This window comes from Halomicronema sp. CCY15110 (assembly GCF_016888165.1).
In the GTDB taxonomy this organism is placed as follows: Bacteria; Cyanobacteriota; Cyanobacteriia; order Phormidesmidales; family Phormidesmidaceae; genus Halomicronema.
Genome location: NZ_JACSWC010000426.1, coordinates 1 through 16,020, shown reverse-complemented (window position 1 = coordinate 16,020; position 16,020 = coordinate 1). Strand labels below are relative to the sequence as shown.

The window sequence follows — 16,020 nt, the reverse complement described above, 5'->3', positions numbered from 1 at the left end:
CTGCCCGTTCCCGCCCTTTTTCACCGCCCCGACACTGCTCTAAATACGCTGAATCCCAATACTCTGCATATGTTCACCGACGTTTCCGCAGTGGAATTTAATGCCGACCTGCTGCATAAATACAATCAACCGCTGTCCCGCTACACCAGCTATCCGCCCGCGACCGAGCTATCCGCCGACTTTCACGAAGTGGACTTTCGCGCCGCGATCGCCACCGGCAACTATAAGCAAACGCCGCTTTCCCTCTATTGCCACATTCCCTTTTGCGAAAGCGCCTGCTACTTCTGCGGCTGCAACACCGTTATTACCCAGCTCAAAAGCGTTGCCGATCCGTATTTGGATGCCTTAATTCGCAATATCGAACAGATGGCCGCTTTGACCAGCGATCGCCGCCCGGTCAACCAACTGCACTGGGGCGGCGGCACTCCCAACTATCTATCCCTCGCGCAAATTGAACGGTTGTGGACGGCCCTGAACCAGCACTTTACCCTGGCCGACAACGCCGAAGTTTCCATCGAGGTGAACCCGGCTTATCTCAGTCGTGAACAGGTGATGTTGCTGCGGCAGTTGGGGTTCAACCGCATCAGCTTTGGCATTCAAGATTTTGACCCGCAGGTGCAAGTCGCCGTTAACCGCATTCAGCCCGAAGCGCTGTTATTTGAGGTGATGGGATGGATTCGCGAAGCTGGGTTCGAAAGCGTCAACGTTGATTTGATTTACGGCCTGCCCTATCAGACCCGCCAGACTTTTCGCGAAACCCTGACGAAAACCCGCGCCCTCGACCCCGATCGCATTGCCGTGTTCAATTTTGCCTATGTGCCCTGGATGAAACCCACCCAGAAAAAGCACATCGATCCGGCGACGCTGCCTGACCCCGAAGCAAAGCTCGAAATTTTTCACATGACCATTGATGAGCTGACCACCCACGGCTACCAGTTCATCGGCATGGATCATTTTGCGAAGCCGCAGGATGAGTTGGCGATCGCTCAGCGTCAGGGCGAGCTGCACCGCAACTTTCAGGGCTACACCACCCAGCCCGAGTCGGATCTGCTGGCCTTTGGCATGACCGCTATCAGCATGACCCACGATGTGTATGTGCAAAACCACAAGTCGTTAAAGGACTTTTATCAGGCGATCGAGCGCGATCGCCTGCCCATTGCCAAGGGGGTCAATCTGAACCGCGACGACGTGATTCGGCGCACCATCATCATGGAGTTGATGTGTCAGTTTCAGCTCGACAAGGCCGCTCTGGAGGCGAAGTATCACCTCAGCTTTGACACCGATTTTGATGAATACTTTGCCCCAGAGCAGGCCGAACTACAGGCCCTCGCCGCCGATGGACTTGTGCGCTTATCGCCCAACCATATTGAGGTCACGCCAGCGGGGCGGTTGCTGATTCGCAATATTGCGGCAGTGTTCGACACGTTCTTGCATCGTCAGCTAGCCCGGCAATTTTCGCAGTCGGTGTAACCGTTTACGGCGGGATGCACCATCATCGCGATCGCCGAGAGTAGGGGGCAACTTCCAGCTTCGGGAACCCCAAAAAGCTTGGGATCAGGATCCGAAGTCAGCCAGATGATCCCGTTCCCGTTCCCCACATCAGCGAGGGAGCCCGGTTGGGGCGGGTCTCCTCGCTGGCCCCGCTCAAACCAGTCAGACGGGGCGGCGGCGAGGCTGGTTGTCCCGAGTCGCCTTCAAGTAACCCGCCCCAAACCGTTTCTCTATCAGATTCCCAACAGATTCCCAATAATCCTGAAGCGATGCCCTTGCCAGTGTTCCATACCGGAAAAGCCTTGTTATACTTCGGTGCCATAGCTAGTGCTATTTCTCTGTTGTGGATAGCTGCTGGCCCAGGTTTTTAGGGGTTCTTCAGGTCATGACTTCCTCGTTTTCTTTCGCCGCCCTCGATCGCTTTGTGGCCGCCCTGGAGCAAAGCATTCAACAGGCGATCGCTGAAACCGTACCAGACATAACGCCCACCATTCGCTGTCGGTTTCAGCAGGGGCGCTTGTTGGTGCTGTCAGAAGACAAGGTGGCGGCCATCACGGCGGTCGATCGCGATGAGCGGTTTACAGCGCTAGCCGTGGCGTTGGATCAAAGCCTTCAAACCACTGAACTGCCCGACGATATTTTGGCGGACGATGGCGAGTTGTCGGTGCGGCTGTATTTGCGGGAACTGGGCACCGCGAGTCCCTATGCGGCCCGCACATGGCATTGGCAAGCGAGTTTGGCGATCACTGAGCTGCCGGATGCGGAGGCTGGGGAAGCGGCTGAGCCCAAGGCCGAAGTGCCGACGCCTGAGGTGACTTCTAGTTCTCTGGTATTGGTGCCGCAGCCGCATGATGATAAGGCCGCTGCACCGGCAACTGGGGCGTTGGCAACGCCCACAAGTCTGTGGCAGACGTTGAAAGGATGGACTGAACCGGGCGGTCTGCGCCAGGACTGGCAAACCTGGTCAGAAAACTGGCAAGCATTACCGTGGCGATCGGTGTTGGGGCTGGCGCTGGCGGGGGTGACCGTGGGGGCGATCGCCTATGGCACCACGCGGCCTTGCACCTTTGGCAGTTGTGAAGAGCGGCAAACGGCGAGTGATCTCAGCCAAGAAACCCTCGACAGCCTTGCGGGCAACCCCACACCGGACGAGGTGCAAGTGGCGCGGCAAGACTTGCAAACCGCGATTCGCTTAGTGGCGGCCATTCCGCCCTGGTCGTCCCATTACGATGCGGCCCAAGCCGAGTTATTGCGCTATCGTACCCAGCTATCCGATTTGGAGTGGGTGCTGGCCGCTCAAAAGAGCGCCACGCAAGCCTCGGAAACTAGCCAAAATCCTCCCCACCCGGTGTCTCTCTGGGTGGAGGTGCATCTGCTGTGGCAGAAGGCGATCAACCATCTCGAACGAGTACCGGAGGAGAGCTATTTGGCGAGCTTTGCGAATCGCAAGCTGCGGGAATATGAGGCGAATTATGAGACGATTGGCGAACGGCTCGTGATTGAAGAAGCCGCCGAAGCGTCTTTGAATGAGGCGATCGAGGCGGGTGATCTGGCGACGGTTCAAACCGAGACCGCCACCACCTTGAACGACTGGCGGGTGGCTCAGCGCGAATGGAATCGCGCCATGCAAGCCATTAGCAACATTCCCCAGGGCACGTTGGCCTACGCAGAGGCGCGATCGCTGCTGACGGACTATCGCCGCCAATCCATCCAAACCCGCACCCGAGTCACCTTTGAGCAGTCTGGCGAACGGGCTTATCAAGAAGCGCTGGCTGGGGCGGCCCAGGCCCAAGCTGCGGAGCGCAACAATCAGTGGACCCAAGCGGCGAATGCTTGGCGTGAGGCCTACGCGCAAATGCGCCAGGTGCCGAAAAATACCCTGCGCTACGCCGATGCCCAGGCGCTGCTCAGCAGTTATCAAGCCTCGTTGAAGCAGGCCCAAACGCAGCTCAAGCAAGCCGTGGCCTTGCAATCCATTGACGAAGATTTAGCCACGCTTTGTCCCCTGGCCGATGGCATCTGCACCTATACCTACAGCCCCCAAGAGGTGGCGTTAACCCTGCGCGAGCCTTACGACAGCGCGATTCGCCAGTCCATCTCGCCGCCTTCTACGCAGGGGCAGTTGAACCGGAATAATGCCGTCATGGCGGAGACCCATCAACTGGTGCAAAACATCATGCAGTTGGGCAATCAGGTGCAGTTGCCCATCGTTGTTTACGACGATAATCGTCAGTTGATTGCTCGCTACAAGCCCGAGTACGGCGGCTTTGTGAAAGAGTAAGCGATCGCCGAAGTCGTCTGTCTCCAGTGTTTTACCTGCCCCCATTGGGGATGATGCCCCGCTGCTCTCATTGCGTCCATGCCCCAACCGCCCCAGTTCATCCTCTACATTGCGACCACACTAGACGGCTACATCGCCAGCGTGGATGGTGGCATTGATTGGCTGACTGAGCTGGATGTGGGGAGCGCAGACGTGGGCTACGAAGCCTTTTACCACACGATTGAGGCGCTGGTGATGGGGGCGACGACCTATGAGCAGGTCCTGACCTTTGGCGACTGGCCCTATGCCCAAAAACCGTCTTATGTCATGACGCGGCGATCATTGACGAGCGATCGCGCTGACGTCACCTTTGTCCCGGATGTCGAGACCCTGTTGGCCGAGGTGGAGCACTCGGGATGCCAGCGGGTGTGGCTAGTCGGGGGCGGACAAGTCGCCGCCGAATTTATGCGTCGCGGCCTGGTTCACGAGTGGATTGTCGCGATCGCCCCGGTTATCCTCGGCGACGGCGTTTCGCTCTATCAAAACGTTCCGTTCCAGCCGTTACGGCTGATCAATAGTCGGCAATTTCAATCCGGTCTGGTGGAGCTGCACTACCAACAGCCCTGAATGTTCGCTGGTTGGCGCGCCAACTCGGCGGCCCCGACACTCGTCCTGAACCGTTGAGGTTTCACCAGAATTATGGCAGCACTAATTGCTCGGCTTCGTTGAAGAACAGTCTTTGAATGCCCGCCGTCACTAGAATCGCCGCCAGCAAATCCGCAAACGCCAACATAAACATAATCAGTATTTGATACAGCGCCGCATTGAGCGGATCGGCCCCGCTCAGCAGTTGCCCCGTAATGATGCCGGGTAGTTTCACAATTCCCACGATCATCATGGCGTTCAGCGTGGGGATGAGTCCGGCTTTGATCGCCTCCTGGCGGTAAGCCGCGATCGCCTGTTGGGGCGAGGCCCCCAAACTCAAATGGGTTTCAATCACCGTGGGATTTCTTTTCATCGTGGTGACGAGGCGATCGCCGGCAATGGTCGCCGCCGTCATCGCATTGCCCAACACAATGCCCGCCAGGGGAATCAGGTAACGCGGCTCGTACCAAACCTCGGGGCGAATGACGACGCCCAGGGTGTAGACCAGCGTCAACACCAGCGTGGTGAGTAATGAACCCGCCAAAATGGGCAGTAGGCGTGACAGCCGCTTGTCGATGCGGTTGCGGGCGACGACAGTGGCGATCGCCAGCATCACCAAAATCACCGCAATCACACTGTAGGGATTGCGCCAGGTAAAGACGATCGCCAGCACATACCCCACCGTCAGCAGTTGCACCCCCGTCCGCGCCGTCGCATTCAGTAGAGACAGCTCCAACCCCAGTTTTTGCCACCGCACGAGGGCGATCGCCGCCACCATGAACCCCAGCGCCAGCGCAATTTGCACCAATCCCAGTTCAATCATCGACCACTCCATCGGGACAACCGCCGCGGCCACCCATTATCCGATCATCCCCAGGCCGCCGGATGGCTGCGGCTCGGCTCGACCCCAACAGGGGGCATCGGTCAGAGGCTACAGCGCCATCAACACCACACAGGAGCGGGGTGAGACCCGATAGCGATTACTTTTTACCGCTTCGGTGGTGCCATCCACAATGTCTCTGGGCGCGGGGCGAGCCGTATTCACAATGCGATACCAGTGACTGTGGGCATGGGGTTGCGGCAGGGCAAAATCGAGCGGTTCCCAATAGGCATTGAGGATGACATGCATTTCCTCTTCTACCTGGGGATCATGGAGGGTAAACGCCAGGGTATGGGAATGCTCCGTCCAGTCGGGCTCAAATAACTCCACCCCATGCCAGACAATATGGGGCGCATCAACACATTTTTCTGTGACCTGTAGCCAGTGGGTCTGCTGAAAGAGCTGCAAGTTTTGCACCAAATCCACCATCCGTTGCGTAAATCGAAACACCTCGCTGTGGGTGTTGAGATGATTCCAGTCAAACCAACTGAGGGGATTGTTTTGACAGTAGGCATTGTTGTTGCCGTTTTGGGTGCGGGCCACTTCATCGCCCATCAGCAGCATGGGCGTGCCCTGGGCAATCAGCAAAATGGTGACCATATTTTTGAGCTGCTGAATGCGGAGCCGTTGAATCTCGGCGTCCGTGGTCGGGCCTTCGACGCCGCAATTCCAGCTAAAGTTGGCGTCGGTACCGTCACGGTTTTTTTCACCATTCGCAGTGTTGTGCTTCTCGTTGTAGGCCGCCACGTCGTACAGCGTGAAGCCGTCATGGCAGGTGACAAAGTTAATGCTGCGATTGGTTTCCCGCTGGGGATCATCGACAAAAATATCAGGGCTGCCAAGAATCCGCGACGCCAGGGTGCCGACGGTATTTTCATCGCCTTTGACAAACTGGCGCACATCGTCCCGAAAGGGGCCATTCCACTCGGCAAAGCGATCGCCGATAAACGACCCCACTTGATAAAGCCCCGCTGCATCCCACGCTTCGGCAATGAGCTTGGTCCGCGCCAGCACCGGATCTGACTCGATCGCCCACAAAATCGGCGGATCATCCGACGGCTCCCCCGCTTTATCCCGCGACATCACCGACGCCAGATCAAAGCGAAAACCATCGACGTGCATTTCGGAAACCCAGTATCGCAGGCTATCCAAAATGAAGCGACTGACGACGGTGTGGTCCGCTTTGACGGTATTGCCGCAGCCGCTGTAGTTGGCGTATCGAGCGGCATCTTTGTTTTCCAAAATGTAGTAGGTCTGATTGTCTAACCCCCGAAACGAGAGGGTCGGGCCACGATGATCGCCCTCTGCCGTGTGGTTAAACACGACATCTAAGATGACCTCGATATTGGCCTTGTGCAGCGCCTTGACCATATCCCGAAATTCATTCACTGGCCCCATCGGGTCACGGTTGGAGCTGTAGCCGTGATGCGGCGCAAAAAAGCTGATGGTGCTGTAGCCCCAATAATTGCTCAGCCCCAACGGCCCATCCCGCTCGTCAAATTGATGTACGGGCAGCAATTCCAGCGCTGTCACGCCCAGGGATTTGAGATAGGGGATTTTTTCAATCACGCCGGCAAAGGTGCCGCGCTTTTCGGGGGCGATCCCGGAGCTGGGGTGTTTGGTAAAGCCGCCCACATGCATTTCATAAATCACCGTGCGGGAATAAGGAATATCGAGGGGCGTATCGCCTTCCCAGTCGTAAGCGGCCAGATCCAGCACTACATTCCGCAGGGCCTGGGGCGAATTTTCGCCCGGATAGCAGGCCGCTTGGCGATCGTAGCGGTCTTGCCCGACCACGGCCAGGCCGTAGGGGTCAAGCAAGACTTTGCCGGGATCAAAGCGGTGGCCTCTTTCGGGGGCGTAGGGGCCAGTGGCACGGTAGGCATACACTTGACCCGCTCCGATGCCTTTGACAAAGGCGTGCCAGTAGTTGAACGACCGATGATTTTGGGGCGTCAGGTGAATCGTATGCTCGGGGAACGGCGCGTCTGGGGAGGCGTAAAGCAGCAGGTCGATGCCCGTGGCATGTTGGGAGTAAATGCAAAAGTTGACGCCGGTCGGTTCGACGGTCGCCCCAAGCGGGAAGCTATTGCCAGGGGTAATTCTCAAGGACATGGCTGGTTCCTATTCAAACTCTAAATGTCCATCGCCGAGGTGCTTTTTCATCACGGTGCGAATCAGCTCCATCTCGTCGGGGGTGACTTGGCCGTCGGCAATTAAGGCGGCACGGAGTTCAGTCGCTTCGGCGGCGGAGATTTTGCCGTCGGCCATGACCCGCTCAATCAGCGATCGCAGCCGTGAGAGATGCTGGGGATCGTCAGAAGGCGAAGCGGCAGAACTGGAATCGGGAACATTCATGTCAGGTTTCTAGGTAGATGGCTATGGGGTCAGCGGATCGAGCGGCGATCGCCCGTAGGGCCGAGATTGCAGTAAACGCAAATCACTGAACAACTGGCTGAAGTCGTTAACCGGGGCAAACACTTGACCACTGACTAATGTCAGACCGAGCATCGAGCAGCGATGACAGTTCCCCTCGGTAGGTCACCAGCCGACTCCGTTCTAATGAGTTGGACGGCACCAGCGTAATCATTTCATCCACGGTGGCGGCGGCACAGGCCCAATCTCTCACGGAGACGGCAGTATCAACTCGCTGTCTTAGGTTGGCTAACTGCTGTTGGCGGGCAATTTCCCGTCGTTCCGCCGCAATGTACGATTCCATATTAGCGATCGCCCGCAGCGCATAGGAGTCCCCCGGACGCTCGGCCAAGGCCCGCCGAAAATTGATCAGCGCGGTTTGATAATCGCCTTGTTCTTCCGCCGCATAGCCGAGCAACATCGCTTGGGTATAAGGCGCTAGCCCTTGTTCCGTCAGCTCTGGCCCGGTGTCGGTCGGGGCCTCCGGGGGAGCCCCCGTTTCGGTACCCAGGGTGACCCCAGGAATGCCATCGGCGATCGCCCCTGGACTCGTCACCCCAACGGCTCCCAACAACACCAGCGTCGCGATCGTGAAACAGCGAGAATTCAAAGACTGGGCAAAACTAACCACAACCGAGCCCCCTTAATTAAACCTGGGCTATCAAACCACTAAGCACACTTGCTCACTAAGGATAGCTAAGGTTTCGCGTTTCGCCGCAGTGGATTTTGTGACGGTTGCCGCCATCCCTTCACAGATCTGAAATAATCAGTTTGATAATGATTAACGCGATCGCCGCCCCCCCTTAATTAGCTATGGCCAACTCCCCTGTCTGGACTGCTGAGGCCGAAAAACGCCTGAAAGAAATTCCCTTTTTTGTGCGCCCCGCCGCCCGTAAGAAAATTGAAAAGTTTGCCCAAGCCCAAGGGTTGGACGAAATCACCGAATCGGTCTACGAAGACGCTAAAAAACAGTTCGGTTAACAGGACTCAGACATCCGTAAACTTCCGTGAAGCCTGGCGCTCCGCAAGAGGACTCGCGATCGGCCGTCAGACCGTAATGGGAGCCGCGATCTGAGCCCATTTATGCCGACTGCTGCCGCTGGCTTCCATGCGGGATATGAGCTCTGGCTGAGCAACCTGAGACGGCTTATTATCGTGGTGAGCAGCGGGCGAACCCTCGGGCTGCCGTGAACCTGGCCAGGGTGTTTGCCCCCTTGATGCCCTGACGCCCCCATCCGTGCGTTTTAGTTGTGAGTAAGCTCCCTCAGCACTTTCGTAAACTTGGCCGTCGCACGCATCAAGCCGTGCGACGTAACTCGCTGCATCGGGCCTTTACCTTGCCGGTGTTGGTGCAAATCTTTGTGGCGGTGGGGTTGGTGGGGTACCTATCTTTTCGCAATGGTCAGCAAGCGGTGGAGGTGCTGGCGTCAAAGCTGCGCAGCGAAGTGTCGGCCCGCATTCAGGGCGAGCTCCGGAGTTATTTTGGCAACCCCCACGCTATCAACCGTCTCAATGCGACGGCGTTTAGCCATGGTGACTTGGATATTCGCGGGGCGACCCAGGGCGAACATCTGCTGTTTCAACAAATGCGCATTTATCCTGAAATTGCCTTGGTGTACTGCGGCAGTGCCGAATCGGGGGAATTTTTTGGCATTTTGCGATCGCCCGATACGGGTCAACTGTTATTGACTTACAGCAATCCGAGCACCAACTTTGAGCGGCGCGAATACAGTCTCGATGTCCGGGGCTATCGGCAGCACTTTCTTGGCCAAGGCGGGTCGACTTACGACTCGCGGGTGCGGCCCTGGTTTATCGCCGCCCTCAGCCAGGAAGGCCCGACGTGGACGGATGTGTATGTCGCCTTCACCACGCGCTTGCCCAATGTGACCGCGAGTTTGCCCGTGTACGATCGCCGCGATCGTCGCCTCTTGGGGGTCTGTGCGGCGGATGTGGTGCTACCCGAAGAATTTCGCACCTTTCTCAAACAGCTCGAAATCGGCCAAACGGGACAAGCCTTCGTCATTGATCGCCAGGGCCACCTCATTTCCAGCTCCACCGACGAGCCCTTAATGAAAATGCTCGGGCAAGTGCCCCAATTTCGCCAGGCGACTCAGAGCTCCGACACCTACGTCAAAGAATCCGCCACGTATTTAGAAAATCGCTTTGGTTCCTTTGAAAACATTCAGCAAAGCCGCCAGTTAAGCTTTGTGGTGGACGGTGAGCGACAGTTTCTGGAAGTGCTGCCGTTTAGCGATGGCATTGGGCTGGATTGGCTCATTGTCGTGGTGGTGCCCGAGTCCGAATTTATGGGCCAGATTCAGCTCAATACCCGCATCACGATTGTGCTGTGTGGGTTGGCCTTGGTCATTGCGATGCTCGTCGGCACTTGGCTGTCGCGCCGCTTGACCAACCCAATTTTGCAGCTCAACACCGCCGTCAAAGAAATCAGTGCTGGACACTGGCAGCAGCGGGTCGCCATTAACCGGACAGACGAACTGGGTGAGCTCGCCGATTCCATCAACACGATGGCCACCCAAATTCAGCAATCCTTTGAGCAACTCGAAGAACAGCGCAATGCCTTTTCCCGCTTTTTTCCACCAGAGTATTTGCGCTTCCTCAACAAAGACAGCGTGCAAGATGTGAAGCTGGGCGATCACATCAGCAAAGAAATGACGGTGCTGTTTTCCGATATTCGCGGCTTTACCCGCCTGGCGGAAACGATGCGGGCTCGACAAACTTTTCGGTTCATCAATACTTATTGGCAACGCATTTCGCCCCTGGTCAGAACCCACAATGGCTTTGTGGTGAAATTTATTGGCGATGGCATGATGGCCATTTTTCCCTATGCGGTGGAAGATGCCATTGATTCAGCGATCGCTCAATTCCAGGGCGTGCGCGACTATAACCAACATCTCGACCCCGACGCGCGCCAAACCTTTGAAATCGAGATCGGCATTGGTTTGCACACCGGCCATGTGATGGCGGGCATGATCGGTGAGCCCGATCGCATTCAGCCCGATGCGATTTCGGACACGGTCAATCTTGCCGCTCGCCTCGAAGGCTTGTCGAAGGTCTACGGCGCAGCCCTCATCATTTCCGAGGCGGTGTACAACCGCTTGCAAGCTCCTGATCGCTACCAGCTGCGATTTCTCGATCGCGTCATTGTCAAAGGACGCACCCAAGCCATTGCCATTTACGAAGTGCTGGACGCCGAGCCCGAGGAACGGCGACGGGAGAAACTGGCCACCTTCGCTACCTTTGAAGCGGGGATTAAGGCGTATAGCGATCGCGACTGGGACACTGCCCACGGCCATTTCACCACCATCCTGCAGCAATGTCCCCAAGACAAAACCGCCGAGCTGTACCAGCAGCGCATTCAGCAACTCATGGCAGAAGGCATTCCCGAAAATTGGGATGGCGTCTGGGCTTTTACCCACAAACGGTAAGGGAGCTGCTTAAAAATAACGTCCCCGATCGTAGGGGTTTGGCAATGCCTAACCCCTACAGAAAGCGTCGTAACCAGGCACCCAGCTACCCAGCCACCCAAGCACTACCATTACCGGGATGTTATTTTCCCGCTGATCCCTAAGCGGTTGGTGACGGGCGATCGCTGAGCCCCCTTTCCCCGCTCCCCCCGACGACTGCCGCCCCGGAGTCGCCAGTCCCCGGAAGCGATGCTTTAAGGTGGCAGTGGGGCTCTGCGCTAGAGAGCCAAAGCAAGATAAGCTTTATACGAGCTGTCTGTGCCCTGAATTGGTGGACGGGTGAGGCACCTTTACCGCTGACATTTGGCGAGCAGCACCAGACTGATATCACCACGCCTGTGGAACTTCGGAGTGAGCTTTTGACAGAGCAGACGATTCAATCGGCATCGGTTCCGGCAACGATCTCGCGGCAAGAGTTGCGAGAACTGGTGCGATCGCAATTGAAAATGCTCCTCGAACAGCAAAACTTTCAAGGGGCGAAAGCACTGTTAGTCCCGGTGCAGCCGGTGGATATTGCCGAAGCCATCGAAGGACTACCCGAAACCATGCAGGCGATCGGCTTCCGACTGCTCTCTAAAAATGAAGCGATCGAAGTTTACGAAAACCTCGACTCCAGTGTGCAGCAAACGCTGATTGAAGATTTCAAACGGCAGGACGTGCTGGACATTGTGGACAAAATGTCGCCGGACGATCGCGCCCGCCTCTTTGATGAACTGCCCGCCAAAGTTGTCCGCCGTCTCCTGAGTCAAATGAGCTCGCAAGAACGCCAAGCCACGGCCCTATTGCTGGGTTACGAAGCCGATACCGCCGGGCGCATCATGACCCCGGAATACATTGCGCTGAAAGAAACCTGGAGTATTTCCCGGGCGTTGGAGCATATCCGCAACCGGGCCGACATGAGCGAAACCGTCTACTACCTTTACGTGACGGACTCCGCTCGCCAACTCACGGGCATTTTGTCACTGCGGCATCTGGTCATGGGACAACCCGAGCAAACGATTGGCGATGTCATGACGCGGGAGTTTGTTTCGGTGCAAACCGACGCCGACCAAGAAGAAGTCGCCCTACTCATTCAGCGCTACGACTTTTTGGCCGTGCCCGTAGTCGATACCGAGCAGCGCCTGGTGGGCATTGTCACCGTCGATGATGTGCTGGACATTTTGGAAGAAGAAGCCACTGAAGACATTTATGCGCTGGGTGGGGTGCAGGCTGGCGGCGACAACTACTTTCAAACCAATTTGCTGACCGTGGCCCGCAAGCGCGTCGTGTGGCTGTCAGTCTTGTTACTCACCAATACCGTCACTACTTGGGTGATCCGCAGCCAAGAAGCAGTATTAGAGCAGGTGGTGGTGCTGGCGGCCTTTATCCCATTGCTCATTGGGACCGGGGGCAACGTGGGGGCGCAGTCTTCCACGGTGGTGATTCGCGGCATCAACACCCAAGAGGTGGACAACCGCAGCGCGTTTACTGTAATCCGGCGAGAAGCGATCGCGGGGGCTTTTCTCGGCATCATGCTGGGCGTCGTGGTGACGGGGTGGGCCTATCTCCTGCAAGGCAATTTAGAGGTGTCGATCGTCGTGGGCATCAGTTTGGTGGCGATCGCCATTCTCGCTTCCACGGCTGGCGCTGCCCTGCCGTTCCTGTTCAGCAGCATTGGCTTTGATCCCGCCTTGATGTCGGCTCCATTCATCACCACGGTGGTGGATGTCTTGGGCGTGCTGATTTATCTCAACCTGGCGCGTTATGTGCTCAAGCTGTAGGGAGCGCGATCGCGGGGCTAGCAGGCGATATAGAGACTGGGGAAGCGATCGCAAAATCCGACCGTCATCAGGCTTGATGTTAGCTGAGATACATTTTTCGCTAAAATCCAAATAATCACGATAATTGATGGTCTGCGGCCGGCAACGCGTCGTCTCAGCCGCATTTTTTGAGACAAAAGTTTACACTATGAGAGAGGAAGCTGCCTCGGTCAAGTCACCCCTTGGCGAAAGGCAAAGCTCTTCTCCTATGATGATTGATTAGCAGTTGTCCAACATTCGCTGGGTTACCTGTGCTTCAAAAATTCAAGCAGGACATAAAAAATGACTTGATTGCCGGTTTGTTGGTGGTGATTCCATTGGCAACGACAATCTGGTTGACCATAACCGTCGCCTTTTGGGTCGTACGGTTCCTGACGCGGTTTCCCAAGCAACTCAACCCCTTCACAGGGCTGCCGCCGCTGCTGGGAGATTTACTGAATCTCTCAGTGGGCATGGCCGTTCCCCTGCTCGGCATTTTGTTGATCGGGTTGACCACTCGTAATATCGCCGGCCGCTGGCTGCTAGATCTGGGGGAGCGAGTGGTGCAGTCGATCCCCTTAGCCGGATCGGTTTACAAAACTCTCCAACAGCTCTTACAAACGGTCTTTCAAGATTCCAAAAGTCGCTTCCGCCGCGTCATTTTAGTGGAGTATCCTCGCCGCGGATTGTGGGCAGTGGCGTTCGTGACTGGCACCGTGATCACGTCTGAGCCAAGTGCCGCGACCCCCCAGATGCTGAGCGTCTTCATTCCGACCACGCCCAATCCGACCAGTGGTTGGTATGCAGTCGTCCCAGAGTCAGATGTGATCAACCTCACCATCTCCATCGAAGATGCGTTTAAGGTCTTGCTATCGGGCGGCATCGTCGGACCTAACTTGGCGGAGTCGATTCCCCCGGAGCGGCTACTCGGCTCGACCAATGAGTCCAGCGAACTGCCGCGCCCGGTGCTCAAACTCAATCAACCCGTTTTGGAATAAAGCTTTCGGGCCGTTGCGATCGCCCCGTCGAGCTTGCTGAAACCGGCGGTAACTTCCTCTAGGCGCAAGATTTAGACCGCTACTATGCAGAGATCCCCAACGCCCGTAGACTGTTGAGGAACCTAAAAACTTTCTAAAGGGCGATCGCATGCGGATCTTGTTCGTAGCAGCTGAAGCAGCACCACTGGCGAAGGTCGGCGGCATGGGCGATGTCGTCGGCTCGTTGCCCACAGTGCTACGCAAGATGGGGCACGACGTCCGCATATTGATGCCTTACTACGGCTTTCTGCCCGACAAGATGGACATTCCCAAGGCACCCGTCTGGCAGGGCTACGCGATGTTTAACGACTTTGCGGTGTATGAGGCGGTTCTGCCGGGCACCGATGTCCCCCTCTATTTGTTTGGTCACCCCGCTTTTGATGGACGCAACGTTTATGGCGGTTCTGACGAAGATTGGCGGTTTACCTTCTTTGCCAACGGGGCCGCTGAGTTCGCTTGGAACTACTGGAAACCACAAATCATCCACTGCCACGACTGGCACACGGGCATGATTCCGGTGTGGATGAAAGAAACCTCTGACATTGGTACCGTCTTCACCATCCACAACTTGGCCTATCAGGGGCCATGGCGCTGGAAGCTGGAGCAAATGACCTGGTGTCCCTGGTTTATGCAAGGGCACAACACGATGGCAGCAGCCGTGCAATATGCCGATCGCGTCAACACCGTCTCGCCCACCTATGCCCAACAGATTCAGACCGCTGAGTATGGCGAAGAATTGGAAGGCTTGCTGTCTTTTGTCAGTGGCAAACTCAGCGGCATCTTAAACGGCATTGACCTTAACCTGTTTGACCCAGAGACCGATCCGCAGATCGGTACCCGTTTCTCTGCGGAAACTTTGGAAAAGCGCCGCTTTAACAAAGTCAAAGTACAGGAAGAAATGGGCCTGGAAGTCAACTCCAAAGCCTTTCTGGTGGGCTTGATTAGCCGCTTAGTCGAACAAAAAGGGCTGGATCTGGTATTGCAAATGATGGATCGGTTTTTGGCCTACACCGATGCGCAGTTTGTACTGCTGGGGACAGGCGATCGCTATTACGAAAATCAACTCTGGGAAATGGCCTCCCGCTATCGCGGACGAGTTGCCGTGTACCTCATGTACAGCGACGGCATTGGCCGCCAAATCTATGCGGGGGCTGACGCCTTTTTGATGCCGTCCCGGTTTGAGCCCTGCGGCATTAGCCAAATGATTGCTATGCGTTATGGCTGTGTGCCCATTGTGCGCCGCACGGGTGGCCTGGTGGATACGGTGCTGCACCATGAACCGGCCGAGAACGCGGGCACCGGATATTGCTTTGACCGCTATGAACCGCTAGACCTCTACACCTGCATGGTGAGAGCGTGGGAAGGCTTCCGTTATAAAGATGCCTGGCAAGCCCTGCAAAAACGCGGCATGGAGCAAAACTTTAGCTGGGACAAATCCGCCGTTGAGTACGTGCGCCTCTACTCGGAGATTATCGGCGTGGATTATCAGACCCAGTTAGACGTGCGGCCCGAGGCGATCGTTGCGAAGTCGGCATCGCCGCCTAAATTGTCGACCAAAGGCGAGTAAGCCTCCCGCTGTTTAGAACTACAGGTTGCTAGAGCCAAATTCAAACGGTAAAGTTCGAAATTCAAAAATGAAACCCTTGAAGCACAAGGCTCTTGGCATTTTAAGGTGTGCGAACCTAACAGCGGATTGCTATATCAATCGATTGCAGCCAAAGATGTCTCCATCACCTTCACAGCAGCTATAGGCTTGGTTAATGACGAATCAGTTTAAGAGGGTGTTTGAAAAGTTCTCTTGCCAAGGTTTTGCTACCTGGGACACCTAGGGCGCGTCATCAATTAATTCCAGAGATCTGGTGGGATCAGCATTACCGCGCCCGCACTCCTGAAATAAACTAGGGCCTGTCGTCCTCTTGCCGCAAGGCTTTGATGACTAAATGATGACAGGCCCTAGAAACACGACGATAAAAGAAGCATTTCAGACCAATCTCAAGGGACTTAGGTCATCTTTGCTACGCAAAGCAAC

Annotated in this window: 12 protein-coding genes; 8 read left to right on the top strand and 4 right to left on the bottom strand. The window is 56.2% G+C overall.

Annotated features, from left to right (window positions below; genetic code table 11):
* The first annotated feature begins 69 nt into the window (after nucleotides 1-69).
* The 3 genes from hemN (at nucleotide 70) to JUK32_RS23730 (ending at nucleotide 4,378) form a co-directional block, all read left to right on the top strand.
* Nucleotides 70-1,470 carry an oxygen-independent coproporphyrinogen III oxidase gene (gene hemN, locus JUK32_RS23740; protein WP_204141353.1) on the top strand — a complete coding sequence of 467 codons (1,401 nt, stop codon included), beginning with the start codon at nucleotides 70-72 and terminating at the stop codon, nucleotides 1,468-1,470.
* A gap of 406 nt (nucleotides 1,471-1,876) precedes the next feature.
* A complete protein-coding gene (locus tag JUK32_RS23735) occupies nucleotides 1,877-3,772 on the top strand; it encodes a hypothetical protein (RefSeq protein ID WP_204141352.1) in 1,896 nt (631 codons plus the stop codon).
* Nucleotides 3,773-3,850: 78 nt separating this feature from the next.
* Complete coding sequence (locus JUK32_RS23730; protein ID WP_204141351.1) at nucleotides 3,851-4,378, top strand: dihydrofolate reductase family protein; 528 nt, start codon at nucleotides 3,851-3,853, stop codon at nucleotides 4,376-4,378.
* Between the two features lie 70 nt (nucleotides 4,379-4,448).
* Here JUK32_RS23730 and JUK32_RS23725 read toward each other — a convergent pair whose 3' ends face one another.
* The 4 genes from JUK32_RS23725 to JUK32_RS23710 all read right to left on the bottom strand — a co-directional run bounded on the left by JUK32_RS23725 (nucleotide 4,449) and on the right by JUK32_RS23710 (nucleotide 8,322).
* A complete protein-coding gene (locus JUK32_RS23725; protein WP_239113009.1) occupies nucleotides 4,449-5,219 on the bottom strand; it encodes an ABC transporter permease in 771 nt (256 codons plus the stop codon).
* A gap of 108 nt (nucleotides 5,220-5,327) precedes the next feature.
* Nucleotides 5,328-7,391 carry a glycogen debranching protein GlgX gene (gene glgX, locus JUK32_RS23720; RefSeq protein ID WP_204141349.1) on the bottom strand — a complete coding sequence of 688 codons (2,064 nt, stop codon included), beginning with the start codon at nucleotides 7,389-7,391 and terminating at the stop codon, nucleotides 5,328-5,330.
* Nucleotides 7,392-7,400: 9 nt separating this feature from the next.
* A complete protein-coding gene (locus tag JUK32_RS23715; protein WP_204141348.1) occupies nucleotides 7,401-7,634 on the bottom strand; it encodes a hypothetical protein in 234 nt (77 codons plus the stop codon).
* A 106-nt stretch (nucleotides 7,635-7,740) separates the two neighbouring features.
* A complete protein-coding gene (locus JUK32_RS23710) occupies nucleotides 7,741-8,322 on the bottom strand; it encodes a hypothetical protein (RefSeq protein WP_204141347.1) in 582 nt (193 codons plus the stop codon).
* A 182-nt stretch (nucleotides 8,323-8,504) separates the two neighbouring features.
* On the opposite strand from JUK32_RS23710, the gene JUK32_RS23705 reads away from it, so the two are divergent.
* From JUK32_RS23705 to glgA, 5 genes are all read left to right on the top strand, one after another.
* Nucleotides 8,505-8,672, top strand: coding sequence for a PCP reductase family protein (locus JUK32_RS23705; protein WP_204141346.1), 168 nt, complete (start codon nucleotides 8,505-8,507; stop codon nucleotides 8,670-8,672).
* A gap of 269 nt (nucleotides 8,673-8,941) precedes the next feature.
* Entirely contained in the window at nucleotides 8,942-11,137 is a 2,196-nt protein-coding gene (locus JUK32_RS23700) for an adenylate/guanylate cyclase domain-containing protein (RefSeq protein WP_204141345.1), read from the top strand.
* A gap of 398 nt (nucleotides 11,138-11,535) precedes the next feature.
* Complete coding sequence (gene mgtE, locus JUK32_RS23695) at nucleotides 11,536-12,936, top strand: magnesium transporter (RefSeq protein WP_204141344.1); 1,401 nt, start codon at nucleotides 11,536-11,538, stop codon at nucleotides 12,934-12,936.
* Nucleotides 12,937-13,226: 290 nt separating this feature from the next.
* Nucleotides 13,227-13,952: a DUF502 domain-containing protein gene (locus JUK32_RS23690; protein WP_204141343.1), complete on the top strand. Its 726-nt coding sequence runs from the start codon at nucleotides 13,227-13,229 to the stop codon at nucleotides 13,950-13,952.
* Between the two features lie 148 nt (nucleotides 13,953-14,100).
* A complete protein-coding gene (gene glgA / locus JUK32_RS23685) occupies nucleotides 14,101-15,558 on the top strand; it encodes a glycogen synthase GlgA (RefSeq protein WP_204141342.1) in 1,458 nt (485 codons plus the stop codon).
* Nucleotides 15,559-16,020 lie beyond the last annotated feature (462 nt).

Excerpts from the sequence above, each read along its gene's own strand:
- hemN (WP_204141353.1), top strand. The coding sequence starts at position 70 with ATGTTCACCGACGTTTCCGCAGTGGAATTTAATGCCGACCTGCTGCAT.
- JUK32_RS23735 (WP_204141352.1), top strand. The coding sequence starts at position 1,877 with ATGACTTCCTCGTTTTCTTTCGCCGCCCTCGATCGCTTTGTGGCCGCC.
- JUK32_RS23730 (WP_204141351.1), top strand. The coding sequence starts at position 3,851 with ATGCCCCAACCGCCCCAGTTCATCCTCTACATTGCGACCACACTAGAC.
- JUK32_RS23725 (WP_239113009.1), bottom strand. The coding sequence starts at position 5,219 with ATGATTGAACTGGGATTGGTGCAAATTGCGCTGGCGCTGGGGTTCATG.
- glgX (WP_204141349.1), bottom strand. The coding sequence starts at position 7,391 with ATGTCCTTGAGAATTACCCCTGGCAATAGCTTCCCGCTTGGGGCGACC.
- JUK32_RS23715 (WP_204141348.1), bottom strand. The coding sequence starts at position 7,634 with ATGAATGTTCCCGATTCCAGTTCTGCCGCTTCGCCTTCTGACGATCCC.
- JUK32_RS23705 (WP_204141346.1), top strand. The coding sequence starts at position 8,505 with ATGGCCAACTCCCCTGTCTGGACTGCTGAGGCCGAAAAACGCCTGAAA.
- glgA (WP_204141342.1), top strand. The coding sequence starts at position 14,101 with ATGCGGATCTTGTTCGTAGCAGCTGAAGCAGCACCACTGGCGAAGGTC.